Here is a 15,680-nt window from a genome sequence, read left to right on the forward strand (position 1 = left end):
TTTTCCGGGTGTCGTCGCCGGGGGCGTACCGCTATACTGCTGTAAGGAAAGGGATGTTTTCAGGCGGAGGGCATATGCTTCTCGAACGAGTAGAAATTGTGGGTTTTCGTGGTATCAATCGTTTGTCGTTGATGCTGGAACAAAATAACGTGCTGATAGGTGAAAACGCCTGGGGTAAATCGAGCCTGCTGGATGCTCTGACGTTGCTGCTGTCACCGGAATTCGATCTCTACCATTTTGTCCGCGAGGATTTCTGGTTTCCGCCGGGGGATGTGCAGGGCCGCGAACACCATCTGCATATCATTCTGACTTTCCGTGAACTTGAACCGGGTCGCCATCGCGTGCGCCGCTATCGCCCTTTATCTGAATGTTGGGTGCCTTGTGACGACGGTTATCAGCGTATTTTCTACCGGCTTGAAGGGGAACTGGCGGAAGATAACAGCGTGATGACTTTGCGCAGTTTTATTGATGGTCGCGGGGAATCGCTGTCCTTTGCCGATATTGATGACCAGGCACGCCATCTGGTGCGGCTGATGCCAGTATTGCGTTTACGTGATGCGCGCTTTATGCGGCGGATTCGTAACGGCACGGTGCCAAATATGCCCGATGTGGAAATTACCGCCCGCCAGCTTGATTTCCTCTCACGCGAGTTGGTCACCAGCCCTCAAAACCTTTCCGATGGCCAGATACGCCAGGGGCTATCGGCGATGGTGCAACTGCTTGAACATTATTTTTCTGAACAAGGCACTGCCGAATCCCGTCATCGGCTAATGCGTCGTCGCTCGCACGATGAGCAGCGCAGCTGGCGTTATCTCGATATCATCAACCGCATGATCGACAAGCCCGGGGGCCGCAGCCATCGGGTGATTTTGTTGGGGCTGTTTTCGACGTTATTACAGGCTAAAGGCACCGTCAGGCTGGACAGAGACGCGCGCCCTTTGCTGCTGGTGGAAGATCCCGAAACCCGGCTCCATCCCATTATGCTGTCGGTGGCGTGGAATCTGTTGAATCTGCTGCCGCTGCAACGTATCACCACGACCAATTCCGGCGAGCTGCTCTCCATGACGCCCGTTGAACATGTTTGCCGGCTGGTGCGTGATTCTTCTCGCGTCGCTGCCTGGCGGCTGGGGCCAGATGGCCTGAACGCGGAAGACAATCGGCGCATCGCCTTTCATATTCGCTTTAATCGCGCTTCCTCGCTTTTTTCTCGCTGCTGGCTGTTGGTGGAAGGCGAAACGGAAACGTGGGTGATTAACGAACTGGCTCGTCAGTGTGGGCATCACTTTGATGCGGAAGGGATTAAGGTGATTGAGTTTGCTCAGTCAGGCCTGAAGCCACTGATTAAATTTGCCCGACGGATGGGTATCGAATGGCATGTGCTGGTCGATGGTGACGAGGCGGGCAAGAAATACGCCGCTACGGTGCGTAGCCTGCTGAATAATGACCGCGAGCTGGAACGCCATCATCTGACCACGCTGCCTGCGCTCGATATGGAACACTTTATGTATCGTCAGGGGTTTGACGATGTGTATCACCGGGTGGCGCAAATTCCGGAAGGGGTTCCCATGAACATGCGGCGAGTGATCGTTAAAGCCATTCATCGCTCATCGAAGCCCGATCTGGCGATTGAGGTGGCGATGGAAGCTGGGCGGCGCGGCGTGGAAGCCGTGCCGAACCTGCTGCACAAAATGTTCTCCCGCGTGCTGTGGCTGGCACGCGGGCGAGCGGACTAGCCCCGGCAGACGTTGTGTGTCTGCGCTTGCAGGCTGTCGAGTAATTCGTAGCGACGGTGGTATTCAGAGCGCTTCTTGCTGGCAATCTCTTCCATTGGCTTGCGTGGAATGGTCAGCGGCAGCAGAAAATCGCCATTGCTGTCTGCGGTTGCGCCGAGCGATTCCCAAAAGCTGTTGTAATCGGCACGAAGCTGACCCTGCTTTTTCTTCCGATAGCGAACGTTACGGTAAATATGCGTTTCGTTACTGACCGCACGGATCGCGCTGACACCCATCTGCTGGGCCATCACCATCGCCGCTTCGACCAGCAGACGTTTCGGGAACAGGCCGTTGCAGGACTTGGTCGCGCTTTGAATGCTCTCATGTGGCACATGGGATTTCGCCCCCTGCATGCCGCCGATGTACAGCGTCTCTTTCCCTTTAAACGGGCAGAGGGTGAAGGTTAGCTCCGCCAGAACGGTGTCTTGTGCATCGCAAAAGATAAGCGTGGCTTCACCTTCTTTATCCAAAAAGGCGTCGGCGAGAAGACGAATGCTGTAAGTCGTTTCATCACGTCCGGTCAACGTCGCCAGGGTGACGCCGCTCTGGCTTAAGTACCCGTTCATCACCCACTCAGGAAGCCGGTCAGACATGCGCTCGTAGTGCCACACCAGCGCGCCGGCGGCCTGTTTGCGTGGCATATTCATGGAAAGCCATGGGCGATGCAGACGACACGGCAGGCCCGGTTGCACTTTCAACATTTGGGGCAATTGCGCAAGCGCTGCCAGGCGAGAAAGCAGCGTTGAGGTACTGAATGGCGTGAGCATGGAGCGCAGAATAAATTTGCGGCGGTAGGCCGGATTTTGCCAGGCCAGACCTGGTGTTAACTCTCCACGGCTGAGAAGCCGGAAAAGTTGTTTGCCCGATTCTGGTCTCGTTGTTTGTGAGTAAGCGTGTTCTGCAATGAGTGACATAAGAAAAGGCCTTGCCAACAGGAGAAAAGCTCATTTAATCAGCAGGCAGGTCAACGTCAGTTCAACGGTTTAGGGAGTAAAACAAAAGAGAGGGTTCCGTTGATGAAATGTTTAGATACAATCGGCTCAGGGCACAACATTCGGGATTTTTATGAATCTGAAGGGAAAGCGCAGAAAAACGTATTTGTTTCTTGCCGTGTTGTTGGTACTGGCAGGATTCTGGTTGTGGGGCACGCTAAACGCGCCACAGCCGCAATACCAGACGCTGATTGTCCGGAAGGGCGATTTGCAACAAAGCGTGCTCGCCACCGGAAAGCTGGACGCGCTGCGCAAGGTTGACGTCGGGGCGCAGGTTAGCGGTCAGTTGAAAACGCTGTCGGTGAATATTGGCGATAAGGTCAAGAAAGATCAGCTGCTGGGCGTTATCGACCCGGAACAGGCGCAGAACCAGATCAAAGAAGTCGAAGCCACGCTGATGGAACTGCGTGCGCAGCGCCTGCAGGCTATCGCCGAACGCAAGCTGGCTCAGGTCACTTATGCGCGTAATCAGCAACTGGCGGCTAAACAGCTCATTTCACGTCAGGATCTCGATACCACCGCGACCGATGTGGCGGTGAAAGAAGCGCAGATTGGTACGATCGACGCGCAGATCAAACGGAATCAGGCCACGCTTGATACGGCCAAAACAAATCTGGATTACACCCGTATTCTGGCCCCAATGGCAGGCGAAGTGACGCAAATTACTACGTTGCAAGGCCAGACCGTGATTGCCGCGCAGCAAGCGCCAAACATTCTGACCCTGGCTGATCTCAGCACCATGCTGGTGAAAGCTCAGGTGTCTGAAGCGGATGTGATTCATCTCAAACCGGGGCAAAAAGCCTGGTTCACCGTGCTGGGCGACCCGTTGACGCGCTATGAAGGTACGTTGAAAGACATTTTGCCCACACCGGAAAAAGTGAATGACGCCATTTTCTATTACGCTCGTTTCGAGGTGCCTAACCCACAGGGCGTGCTTCGTCTGGAAATGACCGCTCAGGTTCATATCCAACTGGCAGGCGTCAGTAATGTGTTGAGCATTCCGCTTTCTGCGCTTGGCGATGCCACCGGAGACAACCGCTATAACGTGCGTCTGCTGCGTAATGGCGAAGTGAAGGAGCGTGAAATCAGCATTGGTTCGCGTAACGACACCGATGTGGAAGTGGTGAAAGGGCTGGAAGAGGGCGACGAAGTGATTACCGGCGAGGGAAAACCGGGAGCCGCTAAATGACCGCGTTGCTTGACCTGAGCAACATTCGCCGCAGTTATCCTTCCGGCGACAGCAGCGTTGAAGTGCTGAAGGGCATTACGCTCAGCATTCATGCGGGTGAAATGGTGGCGATTGTCGGGGCCTCGGGTTCCGGTAAATCGACGCTAATGAACATTCTCGGCTGCCTTGATAAACCGACCAGCGGCACTTATCGGGTCGCAGGTACTGACGTTGCAACGCTCGATGGCGATGCGTTGGCTCGTTTACGCCGTGAACATTTTGGTTTTATTTTTCAGCGTTACCATTTGCTTTCGCACCTGAGTGCCGCGCAAAACGTTGAAGTGCCCGCCGTCTATGCCGGAACCGAGCGCAAACGCAGATTTGAGCGAGCACTGGAGCTGCTTCAGCGTCTGGGGCTTGGCGACCGTGCGGACTATCAACCATCACAACTTTCAGGCGGGCAGCAGCAACGTGTCAGTATTGCTCGTGCTTTGATGAACGGTGGTCAGGTTATTCTGGCGGATGAGCCCACTGGTGCGCTCGACAGCCATTCTGGCGAAGAAGTGATGGCTATCCTGCATCAGCTCAAAGCGCAGGGCCACACGGTCATTATCGTCACGCACGATCCGCTGGTGGCGGCTCAGGCTGAACGCATCATTGAAATCCGCGACGGGGAGATTATCAACAACCCGCCGTCGAAGCTGACTGGCGCTCCTGCGGCGGTTAATACCGTTGAGTCCGGAACCCCTGGCTGGCGGCAGTTTGTGAGCAGCTTCCGGGAAGCGCTGACCATGGCGTGGCTGGCGATGGCGGCGAATAAGATGCGTACGTTGTTAACGATGCTCGGCATCATTATCGGTATCGCCTCTGTGGTCTCGATTGTGGTGGTGGGTGATGCCGCCAAACAGATGGTGCTGGCCGATATCCGCGCGATTGGTACCAACACCATTGATGTTTACCCGGGCAAAGATTTTGGCGATGACGATCCGCAATATCAGCAGGCGCTGACCTATGACGATTTGCTGGCAATCCAGAAGCAGCCTTGGGTGCAATCCGCCACGCCAGCAGTCTCCAAAAGCTTGCGCCTGCGCGTGGGCAATACGGATGTGTCAGCCAGTGCCGAGGGCGTGGGCACGCAGTATTTTAACGTCTACGGCATGACCTTCAGCGAAGGGAATACCTTCAACGAGGTGCAGCTAAACGGGCGGGCGCAGGTGGTGGTGCTTGACAGCAATACCCGTCGCCAGCTTTTCCCCAACAAGGCCAACGTGGTGGGGGAAATTATTCTGGTCGGGAATATGCCTGCCACGGTCATCGGCGTTGCAGATGAGAAGCAGGGCATGTTTGGCAGCAGTAAAATTTTGCGCGTCTGGCTGCCGTACAGCACGATGGCCGGGCGTGTGATGGGGCAGTCGTGGCTCAATTCAATTACGGTCCGTGTGAAAGACGGGCATGACAGCGCGCTGGCAGAACAACAGCTCACGCGACTGCTGTCTTTACGTCACGGCAAGAAGGATTTCTTTGCCTGGAATATGGACAGTCTCTTGAAAACGGCGGAACGGACCACACATACACTTCAGCTTTTTTTAACGCTGGTGGCGGTCATTTCACTGGTTGTTGGTGGCATTGGGGTGATGAATATCATGCTGGTGTCGGTCACGGAACGTACCCGGGAAATCGGTATTCGCATGGCTGTCGGAGCCAGAGCAAGCGATGTACTGCAACAGTTTTTAATTGAAGCTGTCCTGGTGTGTCTGGTAGGCGGCGCGATGGGGGTCGGATTATCTTTACTGATCGCCTTCACGTTGCAGCTCTTTTTACCTGACTGGGGCATCGGTTTTTCTCCGCTGGCGCTGCTGATGGCGTTTATTTGTTCGACGTTGACGGGCGTTTTGTTTGGTTGGTTACCGGCAAGAAATGCCGCAAGGCTCGACCCGGTGGATGCGCTGGCGAGAGAGTAAAGGCAATAAAAATGCCAGTCATCAGGACTGGCATTTTGACTGCAGGATGTCCACAATGGAACGGATGCGTTACGCGACGGCTTCCGCAACAACCGGGACAATCACGCTGGCGTGATTGCCTTTTGGCCCCTGGTGGACATCAAACCGGACGGCTTGTCCGGCTTTTAACGTTCTGTAGCCATCCATCTGGATGGTTGAGTAATGAGCGAAAATGTCTTCGCCGCCGCCTTCAGGGCAGATGAAGCCGAACCCTTTAGCGTTGTTAAACCACTTAACAGTACCCATTTCCATACTTCGACATCCTTCGTAAATCTTATAATCAGATGGAAAGAACCGGTGGTGGAGTGGTCGGGTTGTTCAAAACCTCGCCAACTCTCTCCTGTACAATTTAGATAAAACAGGCAACGCGTCAAGCGGCAGAGTGCGAAGTTTGGCGTAAAATGCATCAAAATTTGAAGCAGTTAACGCTATTGCCAGGATTGTGACGAGCGTCGCGAATAGCAGGAATGGCGAATGGCAGGAATAGAGGAAAGTTATCTACTCTTTACTGTAGATTCAATGAAGACAGGCTCTGGTCAGTGACGGGAAGCATCCCGCCGGGGCCGTAACCGAAGATGAATACTGACAATGGGTAAGACTCGTGACTGGCTGGATTTTGACCAGCTGACGAAAGACCAGGTACGCGATGCGCTACAACCGCCGTCGATGTATAAAGTAATATTGCTCAACGATGATTACACGCCGATGGAGTTTGTTATTGACGTGTTACAGAAATTCTTTTCTTATGATGTAGAACGTGCAACGCAACTGATGCTCACGGTTCACTATCAAGGCAAAGCTATCTGCGGCGTTTTTACTGCAGAAGTGGCGGAAACCAAAGTGGCGATGGTGAACAGTTATGCCAAGGAGAACGAGCATCCGTTGCTGTGTACGTTGGAACAGGCCTGATGACAGGCCATAATTGGGGGAGGTGCCTATGCTCAATCAAGAACTGGAACTCAGTTTAAACATGGCTTTCGCCAGAGCGCGCGAGCACCGTCATGAGTTTATGACCGTCGAGCATCTGTTGCTGGCTTTGCTCAGCAACCCATCCGCCCGCGAAGCGCTGGAAGCCTGCTCCGTGGATCTGGTGGCGCTACGTCAGGAACTCGAAGCCTTCATCGAACAAACCACGCCGGTTCTGCCTGCCAGCGAAGAAGAGCGCGACACTCAGCCGACGCTCAGCTTCCAGCGTGTATTACAGCGTGCCGTTTTCCATGTGCAGTCGTCAGGTCGCAGTGAAGTGACCGGAGCGAATGTGCTGGTGGCCATTTTCAGCGAGCAGGAGTCGCAGGCGGCTTATCTGCTGCGCAAGCATGAAGTGAGCCGTCTTGATGTGGTGAACTTCATCTCCCACGGCACGCGTAAAGACGAGCCGAGCCAGTCTTCCGATTCCGGAAGCCAACCCAATACCGAAGAGCAAGCAGGCGGGGAGGATCGTATGGAAAACTTCACCACCAACCTCAATCAGCTTGCTCGCGTGGGCGGCATTGATCCGCTGATTGGTCGCGACAAGGAGCTTGAGCGTGCCATTCAGGTGTTATGCCGTCGCCGTAAAAATAACCCGTTGCTGGTCGGTGAATCCGGCGTCGGGAAAACCGCCATTGCCGAAGGGCTCGCCTGGCGTATCGTGCAGGGCGACGTACCGGAAGTGATAGCCGATTGCACTCTCTACTCACTCGATATCGGTTCGCTGCTGGCGGGCACCAAATATCGCGGTGATTTTGAAAAACGCTTTAAAGCGCTGCTTAAACAGCTGGAGCAGGATACCAACAGCATCCTGTTTATCGATGAGATCCACACCATTATCGGTGCGGGTGCGGCATCCGGCGGCCAGGTGGATGCCGCTAACCTGATTAAACCGCTGCTTTCGAGCGGCAAGATCCGGGTGATTGGCTCGACCACCTATCAGGAATTCAGCAATATTTTCGAAAAAGACCGTGCTCTGGCGCGTCGCTTCCAGAAAATTGATGTGACTGAGCCTTCCGTGGAAGAGACCGTACAAATCATTAACGGTCTGAAACCAAAATACGAAGCTCACCATGACGTGCGCTACACCGCCAAAGCGGTGCGTGCAGCGGTTGAACTGGCGGTGAAATACATCAACGACCGTCATCTGCCGGATAAGGCAATCGACGTGATTGATGAAGCAGGCGCCCGTGCGCGTCTGATGCCGGTCAGCAAACGCAAGAAAACCGTCAATGTGGCGGATATCGAGTCCGTGGTGGCACGCATCGCGCGTATTCCAGAGAAGAGCGTGTCGCAAAGCGATCGTGACACGCTGAAAAATCTGGGCGACCGCCTGAAAATGCTGGTCTTTGGTCAGGATAAAGCCATTGAGGCCTTAACCGAAGCCATCAAGATGAGCCGTGCCGGGCTTGGGCAGGATCACAAACCTGTCGGTTCCTTCCTGTTCGCCGGGCCAACCGGGGTCGGGAAAACCGAGGTGACGGTCCAGCTGTCGAAAGCGCTAGGCATTGAACTGCTGCGCTTCGATATGTCCGAATACATGGAACGCCACACGGTGAGCCGCCTGATTGGTGCGCCTCCGGGCTACGTTGGTTTTGATCAGGGCGGTTTGCTGACAGATGCCGTGATTAAGCATCCTCACGCGGTGCTGCTGCTGGATGAAATCGAGAAAGCGCACCCGGATGTTTTCAACCTGCTGCTGCAGGTGATGGACAACGGCACGCTGACCGACAACAACGGGCGCAAAGCGGACTTCCGCAACGTGGTGCTGGTGATGACCACCAACGCAGGGGTGCGTGAAACGGAGCGTAAATCCATCGGCCTGATCCACCAGGATAACAGCACCGATGCGATGGAAGAGATCAAAAAAATCTTCACGCCGGAGTTCCGTAACCGTCTCGACAACATTATCTGGTTCGATCACCTCTCGACCGAGGTTATCCATCAGGTTGTCGACAAGTTCATTGTTGAACTGCAGGTGCAGCTTGATCAGAAAGGGGTGTCGCTGGAAGTCAGCCAGGAAGCACGCAACTGGCTGGCAGAAAAAGGCTACGACCGCGCAATGGGCGCACGTCCAATGGTGCGTGTGATTCAGGACAACCTGAAGAAACCGCTCGCCAACGAACTGCTGTTTGGTTCACTGGTGGACGGTGGTCAGGTGACGGTGGCCCTGGACGCGAAGAACAACGCGCTGACGTATGACTTCCAGGCTGCGCAAAAACGCAAAGCGGAAGCTGCGCACTAAGTTTTCTGATGTGATAACAAACCAAACCGGGCTCAGGCCCGGTTGAGAGTGATGACAAACCTCTAACGAATGAGATCTGTCATAGGGTACCGAATAAAAAACAAGGAAAATCAATGTATTGATTTTCGGCTGATAACCACAAAGAAGGAAAAACCACGCTTTTTCCTTCTTTGTCAGCAGTCTGAACCGGGTAATCGCCCGGTTTTTTTATGCTTTTGGATGAGCGGTGATGGCGAGCGTAATTCCGCACGCTGCAGCATAACGCCGAAGCGTCGTCCAGGTGGCCCGATCAATATTGTGTTCCAGCCTGCTGATGGCAGGGGCGCTGACGCCCATTTTTTCTGCGACCTGCGCGCGGGTCAGCCCAGCATTTTCGCGCCATTCCGTTAATTGTTCGAGCAGGGCGAATTCTTCACCCGCTTCTTCGTAGGCCTGTCTGGCTTCCGGGGTGGTAAGCGCAAGGGCTTCCACTTCTTCATGAGTATAGAGTCTGATTTTCGGCATCAAGCATCTCCTCGAATCGTTGCAGAGCCAACTGAATTTCAGTGGTGGCTTGTTGGTGATAAATTAATTCAAATGTGCTCATTTCCTGGCCTGACATTAATGTATAAGTTAACTTAACGCAAGCGTTAACTTTTCATCAGACAGGACAGAAAGTCACGGTGTTTCGTCTAAAAAACAGGCTCAAAGCGAAACTTTGCGAGGCGCTTTCCAGAATTATATTGTGGGTATTGCTGGATAAAAAAACAGTGATAGGGTGGGGGCGCACCTGCAAAATCAGGTGTCGGGATTGGCGTCCTGAATACGTAAGAAATGATGCTCTATAGTGGCATCATTAGGATTAGTTCATCTGTTGTTGGCAGCGAAAAATGTTGCTGTAAGATTATGGTGGGCTGAACCGGAGCTTCTTATGAAGCACCGATTTTTCTTGCGTATCGGTACGCCAACCGGTTCAGTCCGCCGCCCATCCTGGCGTATGGGCGGTCGTATAGATAAACACAAGGAAAATACGACCAATGAAAACGCAAGAAATCATCCCCCAACTCTACAGTGAACTCACCGTTGGCCACCCGGATTTTATCGATCTCGCCGAGCGCTGCGAATTGCTAACGCAAATTCTGCTCGATTGTCAGACCGTGGCGCAGTACCAGCCCGTTTGCCGCTGTCTGGTGGCTTATCTGGATGCGTTAAAGCACGCGCTGTCTGAAAATATGAGTGAGATGCATATTCTCGAACTGACGGCTAACGAAGTGCCTGAACAACAGCAGGCCTGGCTGACAGCCGATTCCGACGTTCAGTGCGACTACTGCCACGCCACCGCCATTTCACTGATGCAAACAACACAACAGCCGAATGCGGAGACGCTTGCTGGGCTTTTACACGAGCTGGTCGGCTACATGACGTATGAACTGAAAGCCCCACGTTTCGCCCCCGTACAGTCCGCCTGATCCACGCAACTCGCCGGGCTCAAAACCCGGCGCGTGACATATCCCCCCACGCCACGATCTTCGCCCGATTATCCCGACCAACCCATTCCATTGCCGACGGTGGCGGGCTACTTGTTACCAAACAGCGCCCACAAAAAAGGTCGGGAAGACCCGACCTTTCAGCATTCAGTTGCCCTTGGGGCTTGATTGCGATTAGCGACTACGGAAGACAATGCGGCCTTTGCTCAGGTCGTACGGGGTCAACTCAACAGTCACTTTGTCGCCCGTCAGAATGCGGATGTAGTTTTTACGCATTTTACCGGAGATATGCGCTGTTACCACGTGACCGTTTTCCAGCTCTACGCGGAACATAGTGTTAGGTAACGTTTCGAGAACGGTACCCTGCATTTCAATATTGTCTTCTTTGGCCATCTAGTCCTCTGGGGTATCACTACCGTAGTTTTGAACCGGCAAGATAATGCCGAAATTCACCAATTAAGTAAAGATTTACCCGTCATCTTTCCACTTTAAGCGTGGCGTAAGGGGTAAAAGGGATCGTTTTTGCGTATTGCCCACAATCACACGCACACTCCGCATGACGAGTGCAAACGTTTAAGAGGGAGAGTCCAAACGAAGGCGGGGCAACAGGCAGAAACGACTTCCGGCACAATTATATCACCCTGACAAAAAATGTGCCGAAAACATTTACACTGTTGGCATAAACAGTGTGCGAGGTACCCAGAAATGCCCCGCAAGCGGCTGGGAACGGAGTGCTTCAAGGTGTTCAAGGTAGTCACGACGAGAGATTTCAACGGCACCAAGCGAAGTGGTATGGCTGTTTAACACCTGGCAATCCATCAGCTTACCGCCCTCGCGAGCAAATTCCTGACAAAACACCAGCAGCGCGCTCTTCGATGCGTTCTCCGCCCGGCTGAACATTGACTCCCCGCAGAACAGCGCGCCTTGCGCTACGCCATACATGCCACCCACCAGTTCGTTACCAAGCCACACTTCGACAGAGTGCGCGTGACCCAGTTCATGCAAGCGATGATAGGCGAGAACAATGCTTTCGGTTATCCACGTGCCTTCATCTCTGTCGCCTGCGCACCCCTCAATCACTCTGCCAAAGGCGTGATTTAGCGTGATGCGATACGGCGAAGATTTATGGAAGCGCTTCATACTGCGGCTGACGTGAAATTCCTCCGGCCACAAAATGGCTCGGGGATCGGGTGACCACCACAAAATAGGATCGCCCGGTGAAAACCAGGGAAATATTCCGCGTTGATAGGCCATCAGCAGCCGGGCAGGGCTGAGATCGCCGCCCAGCGCGAGCAACCCATTGGGCTCACGCAGGGCACCTTCAGGAGACGGGAAGGTAATCGAATGACGTGACAACTGGACCAGCCGCATACTTCACAACTCCACGCCTGATAATAGAGAATAGTAGTCTACAGACGCTGTCTGAACTGATAATAACGCCCCTGTTGGGCCAGCAATTCTGCGTGATTACCTTGCTCAATAATTTGCCCGTTGTCCATCACAATTATTTGGTTAAAACGCGCCAGTCCGCGCAGGCGGTGAGTGACCATCAGGACGGTTTTGCCCTGCATCACATCAGCCAGCAAATCAAGGATTTGGCTTTCCGTTGTGGCATCAAGCCCTTCAGTGGGTTCATCCAGCAGCATCAGCGGTGCATCGTGCAGCAAAGCGCGAGCAATCGCCAGACGGCGGAGTTCGCCACCGGAAAGCTGACGGCCACCTTCGCCAAGCCAACTGTTCAGACCTGCATCTTCCAGTAACTTTTCCAGGCCCACGCGCGTGAGGATTGCGGAGAGCTGTTCGTCGGACGCTGACGGAGCGGCCAGCAGCAGGTTATCGCGAAGTGTGGCGCTGAACAGATGCACTCGCTGAGGGACGACGCTAGCAGAACGGCGCAGCGTTAACTCATTCAGTGCTGCGATTGGCTGGTCATTCAGCAACAGTTCGCCTTGTCGCGGGTCCCAGGCTCGGGTCAGCAATTGCAGCAACGTCGATTTCCCACACCCGGTTCGGCCCAAAATGGCGACATGTTCACCGGCATTCACCTGCAGGTTGATTTTGTTCAGTGCAAGTTGTGCTTGCTGGGGATAGCTGAAGCTAACGTTTTTCAGCGTCAGGCTAATGTGTTCTGCGACATCAGAATGCGCTTCCGGGAATGTCACTTCAGGCGACTGACTGGTCAACTCCGTGACCCGCACAGCGGAAGCCATGACCTGACCCAGATGCTGGAATGCTCCGGTCACGGGTGCAAGTGCTTCGAACGCCGCCAGCGCACAGAAAACAAACAGCGCAATCAGCGCGCCAGGCTGGCTGTTATCCCCCACGCCGCCTGCCGCCATCCACAGCATGGCGATGATAGCCGCCGCGCCAATCAACAGCATCACGGCCTGAGACAGGGCGGTCAGTTCCGACTGGCGACGCTGGGCTTCGTGCCAGTTGAGCTCGGTCTGTTCCATTTGCTCGCGGTAACGGTTACTGGCGCCAAAAATAGTGAGTTCTGCCTGGCCGTGCAGCCAGGACGTGAGCTGCTGGCGATACTCACCGCGCAGCTGCGTCAGACTCTCACCCGTAGGCTTTCCCGCACGGTAAAACAGCGGCGGAAGCACGAACAGAGTTAAGAGCATGATCCCACCCAGGGTCAACGCGAGCGTGACATCGAGGAAGCTCAGGCCAAATGTGACCACAACAATAACCACCAACGCGCCAATCAGTGGAGAGATTACGCGCAGATAAAGATGATCGAGCGTATCGACGTCCGCAACCACACGGTTGAGCAATTCTCCCTGACGAAAACGTGCCAGCCCGGCAGGGGAGAGAGGGAGAAGCTTACTGAAGGTGAACACTCGCAGATGTTGCAGCACGCGGAAGGTGGCGTCATGGCTGACCAGGCGTTCGAAATAACGGCCCGCTGTTCGGATGATGGCCGCACCACGCACGCCTGCCGCAGGTAGCATGTAGTTAAAACTGTAGGCACCCGCAAAGCCGACGACGGCCGATGCCGAGAGGAACCAGCCCGAAAGGGTTAACAGGCCAATGCTTGCGAGGAGGGTGACTATCGCGAGGACAACGCCGAGCGACAGTAGCCATTTATGACGTTTATACAGCGCCAGGTAGGGAGCTAAGACACGCATTTAAATTTCCTCCTGACGATGGGCCAGCAAACGGCTGAAATGCCCTTGCGACTGCGCCAACTGCTCAAACGAACCTTGTTCAACAATCTGGCCCTGATCCATGACCCAAACGGCATCCCAGGCAGCGAGGTTCTTCAGTTGGTGTGTCACCATCAGGGTCGTCTGGTTGGTCGATGCTTCGGTTAATGCCTGCATAACACGCTGCTCGCTGTGAGCATCAAGGCTGGCAGCCGGTTCATCGAGCAACAATAAGCGGCAAGGCGACAGCAGCGCACGAGCGACAGCCACACGCTGAGCCTGACCAACGGAAAGTCTGGCGGCCTGATCGCCCACTGGCGTATCCATTCCCTGAGGCAGTTGGTCGATAAATTCGTTCACCCACGCTCGCTCAAGTGCATGGTGCAACTGCGCTTCGCTGGCATCCGGCGCGGCAAGCATCACGTTCTCGCGCAGTGTGGTTGCGGGGAGTTGCGGGTTTTGCCCAACCCAACTCAGCAAGCGACGCCAGGCTTCAGGATCCAGTTCACTTAACTCTTCACCATTAATCTTCAATGAGCCTTCGTAAGGCAGAAAACCTGCCAGCGTATTGAGCAACGATGTTTTGCCCGAACCGCTTTGTCCGACTAAAACCACGCGTTCCCCGGCTGTCAGAGTAAAGGTCAAAGGCCCCGCGAGCACTTTGCCTTCAGGTGATTTGATCACCAGGGCCTGAGCTTCCACGCTCACCGTCTTATTTTCATCCATGGTGAGGTGGCCGCGCTGAGGCTGCGCGAGCGGGGCTTCAAGGAAGGTTTTCAGGCTATCGGCGGCCCCAACAGCCTGCGCTTTGGCATGATAAAACGTGCCGAGGTCGCGAAGCGGCTGGAAAAATTCAGGGGCCAGAATCAACGCCAGGAAACCGGATAACAGCGTTACGGGCGTGCCGTAGCTGCCAAAATTAAGTTCGCCGAGATAAGAGAAACCGAAATAGACGGCAACTAAGGCAATAGAAAGTGAGGTGAAAAACTCAAGGACGCCAGAGGAGAGAAACGCCAGGCGAAGCACTTCCATTGTACGTTGACGAAAATTCTCGGAGGCCTGACGGATGTTCTCTGTCTCTGCTTCGCCACGACCAAAGATACGCAGCGTGTCCATGCCTCGCAGTCGGTCGAGGAAGTGACCGCTCAGGCGTGCCAGAGCAAGAAAGTTTCGACGGTTGGCATCTGCGGCGCCCATACCTACTAAAGCCATAAACAGCGGGATCAACGGCGCTGTGCAAAGCAGGATTAATGCTGCGGCCCAGTTAGAGGGGAAAATCGCCAATACAATCAACAGCGGCACAGAAGCCGCGAGCGCCATCTGTGGCAGATAGCGGGCGTAGTAATCATGCATATCGTCGATTTGTTCGAGGATAAGCGTGGCCCAACTGCCTGCCGGTTTTCCTTGGATCCAGGCCGGACCCGCCTGCTGGAGCCTGTCCAGCACCGTTTTACGAATCTCAAAGCGAATATGCTGCCCGACATGAAAACCCACGCGTTCACGAAGCCAGACCACCCAGGCACGCAAAATAAAGACCAAAACCAGCATCACAAAAGGCATCAGCAAAGCTTCGCGCGGGATGTTCTCCATAATCATATGATGAAGCATGCGCGCCAGCAGCCAGGCCTGAGCGATGATCAGCACACCGCTCACTGCGCCAAGCAGCCGGGAAAGCATCAGCCAACGACGGGAAATAACACTTTGCTGTTTTAACCAGCGGGTAAGCTCTTGTTGACGGGTTTTATTCATTGCGCGCTTAGCAGGTGTCTTATAGATGATTTTGGGCACGGCAATGTTACAACGAGGAAAAAATAAAGGCGACTTATCGTCGCCTCAGATTGCTGACAAAGAAGGAAAAAGCGTGGTTTTTCCTTCTTTGTGGTGAGCAGCCGAAAATCAATGAATTGATTTTCCTGGTT

Annotated in this window: 13 protein-coding genes; 6 read left to right on the forward strand and 7 right to left on the reverse strand. The window is 54.3% G+C overall.

The genetic code is table 11. The features are described 5' to 3' along the window. Window positions 1-74 precede the first annotated feature (74 nt). Window positions 75-1,733 carry an ATP-dependent endonuclease gene (locus ACLW56_RS13455; protein WP_330984279.1) on the forward strand — a complete coding sequence of 553 codons (1,659 nt, stop codon included), beginning with the start codon at window positions 75-77 and terminating at the stop codon, window positions 1,731-1,733. Here ACLW56_RS13455 and ACLW56_RS13460 read toward each other — a convergent pair. Further along, window positions 1,730-2,686: a VirK/YbjX family protein gene (locus ACLW56_RS13460; protein ID WP_330984280.1), complete on the reverse strand. Its 957-nt coding sequence runs from the start codon at window positions 2,684-2,686 to the stop codon at window positions 1,730-1,732. The two genes, ACLW56_RS13455 and ACLW56_RS13460, sit on opposite strands and share 4 nt — an antisense overlap. 151 nt (window positions 2,687-2,837) lie before the next feature. Here ACLW56_RS13460 and macA point away from each other — a divergent pair, with 151 nt between their 5' ends. Both macA and macB read left to right on the forward strand, forming a co-directional pair. Continuing rightward, the gene (macA, locus tag ACLW56_RS13465; RefSeq protein ID WP_330984281.1) at window positions 2,838-3,953 is read left to right on the forward strand and encodes a macrolide transporter subunit MacA; all 1,116 of its coding nucleotides are present in this window, start codon (window positions 2,838-2,840) and stop codon (window positions 3,951-3,953) included. Beyond that, the gene (gene macB, locus ACLW56_RS13470; protein ID WP_330984282.1) at window positions 3,950-5,893 is read left to right on the forward strand and encodes a macrolide ABC transporter ATP-binding protein/permease MacB; all 1,944 of its coding nucleotides are present in this window, start codon (window positions 3,950-3,952) and stop codon (window positions 5,891-5,893) included. Before macA ends, macB begins: the two co-directional genes overlap by 4 nt. A 69-nt stretch (window positions 5,894-5,962) precedes the next feature. Here macB and cspD read toward each other — a convergent pair whose 3' ends face one another. Continuing rightward, on the reverse strand, window positions 5,963-6,184 hold the full coding sequence (gene cspD / locus ACLW56_RS13475; protein ID WP_330984283.1) for a cold shock-like protein CspD: 222 nt from the start codon (window positions 6,182-6,184) through the stop codon (window positions 5,963-5,965). A 336-nt stretch (window positions 6,185-6,520) separates the two neighbouring features. Between cspD and clpS the strand changes: the two genes are divergently transcribed. Together clpS and clpA are read left to right on the forward strand one after the other, a co-directional pair. Beyond that, window positions 6,521-6,841, forward strand: a complete 321-nt coding sequence (clpS, locus tag ACLW56_RS13480; protein WP_330984284.1) for an ATP-dependent Clp protease adapter ClpS — start codon at window positions 6,521-6,523, stop codon at window positions 6,839-6,841. Window positions 6,842-6,869: 28 nt separating this feature from the next. Next, complete coding sequence (gene clpA / locus ACLW56_RS13485) at window positions 6,870-9,146, forward strand: ATP-dependent Clp protease ATP-binding subunit ClpA (RefSeq protein ID WP_330984285.1); 2,277 nt, start codon at window positions 6,870-6,872, stop codon at window positions 9,144-9,146. A gap of 207 nt (window positions 9,147-9,353) precedes the next feature. Here the strand turns inward: clpA and ACLW56_RS13490 are convergent, their stop codons facing one another. Next, window positions 9,354-9,650 carry a helix-turn-helix transcriptional regulator gene (locus ACLW56_RS13490; protein WP_330984286.1) on the reverse strand — a complete coding sequence of 99 codons (297 nt, stop codon included), beginning with the start codon at window positions 9,648-9,650 and terminating at the stop codon, window positions 9,354-9,356. A gap of 512 nt (window positions 9,651-10,162) precedes the next feature. Here ACLW56_RS13490 and ACLW56_RS13495 point away from each other — a divergent pair. Next, entirely contained in the window at window positions 10,163-10,594 is a 432-nt protein-coding gene (locus ACLW56_RS13495) for a hypothetical protein (protein WP_330984287.1), read from the forward strand. A gap of 192 nt (window positions 10,595-10,786) precedes the next feature. On the opposite strand, the gene infA is transcribed toward ACLW56_RS13495, so the two are convergent. The 4 genes from infA to cydD form a co-directional block, all read right to left on the reverse strand. Then, entirely contained in the window at window positions 10,787-11,005 is a 219-nt protein-coding gene (gene infA / locus ACLW56_RS13500) for a translation initiation factor IF-1 (protein ID WP_001040187.1), read from the reverse strand. A 273-nt stretch (window positions 11,006-11,278) separates the two neighbouring features. Further along, complete coding sequence (aat, locus tag ACLW56_RS13505; protein WP_330984288.1) at window positions 11,279-11,983, reverse strand: leucyl/phenylalanyl-tRNA--protein transferase; 705 nt, start codon at window positions 11,981-11,983, stop codon at window positions 11,279-11,281. A 38-nt stretch (window positions 11,984-12,021) separates the two neighbouring features. Beyond that, entirely contained in the window at window positions 12,022-13,743 is a 1,722-nt protein-coding gene (gene cydC / locus ACLW56_RS13510; RefSeq protein ID WP_330984289.1) for a heme ABC transporter ATP-binding protein/permease CydC, read from the reverse strand. Continuing rightward, window positions 13,744-15,510, reverse strand: a complete 1,767-nt coding sequence (cydD, locus tag ACLW56_RS13515; RefSeq protein ID WP_330984290.1) for a heme ABC transporter permease/ATP-binding protein CydD — start codon at window positions 15,508-15,510, stop codon at window positions 13,744-13,746. It lies immediately after the preceding gene. Window positions 15,511-15,680 lie beyond the last annotated feature (170 nt).

It is taken from the genome of Pantoea sp. sgz302252, assembly GCF_047713085.1.
Classification (GTDB): Bacteria; Pseudomonadota; Gammaproteobacteria; order Enterobacterales; family Enterobacteriaceae; genus Scandinavium.

Coding starts and splice junctions, on each gene's coding strand:
- cydD (WP_330984290.1), bottom strand. CDS start 15,510: ATGAATAAAACCCGTCAACAAGAGCTTACCCGCTGGTTAAAACAGCAA.
- ACLW56_RS13460 (WP_330984280.1), bottom strand. CDS start 2,686: ATGTCACTCATTGCAGAACACGCTTACTCACAAACAACGAGACCAGAA.
- macA (WP_330984281.1), top strand. CDS start 2,838: ATGAATCTGAAGGGAAAGCGCAGAAAAACGTATTTGTTTCTTGCCGTG.
- ACLW56_RS13495 (WP_330984287.1), top strand. CDS start 10,163: ATGAAAACGCAAGAAATCATCCCCCAACTCTACAGTGAACTCACCGTT.
- ACLW56_RS13490 (WP_330984286.1), bottom strand. CDS start 9,650: ATGCCGAAAATCAGACTCTATACTCATGAAGAAGTGGAAGCCCTTGCG.
- cspD (WP_330984283.1), bottom strand. CDS start 6,184: ATGGAAATGGGTACTGTTAAGTGGTTTAACAACGCTAAAGGGTTCGGC.
- cydC (WP_330984289.1), bottom strand. CDS start 13,743: ATGCGTGTCTTAGCTCCCTACCTGGCGCTGTATAAACGTCATAAATGG.
- clpA (WP_330984285.1), top strand. CDS start 6,870: ATGCTCAATCAAGAACTGGAACTCAGTTTAAACATGGCTTTCGCCAGA.
- aat (WP_330984288.1), bottom strand. CDS start 11,983: ATGCGGCTGGTCCAGTTGTCACGTCATTCGATTACCTTCCCGTCTCCT.
- ACLW56_RS13455 (WP_330984279.1), top strand. CDS start 75: ATGCTTCTCGAACGAGTAGAAATTGTGGGTTTTCGTGGTATCAATCGT.
- macB (WP_330984282.1), top strand. CDS start 3,950: ATGACCGCGTTGCTTGACCTGAGCAACATTCGCCGCAGTTATCCTTCC.
- infA (WP_001040187.1), bottom strand. CDS start 11,005: ATGGCCAAAGAAGACAATATTGAAATGCAGGGTACCGTTCTCGAAACG.
- clpS (WP_330984284.1), top strand. CDS start 6,521: ATGGGTAAGACTCGTGACTGGCTGGATTTTGACCAGCTGACGAAAGAC.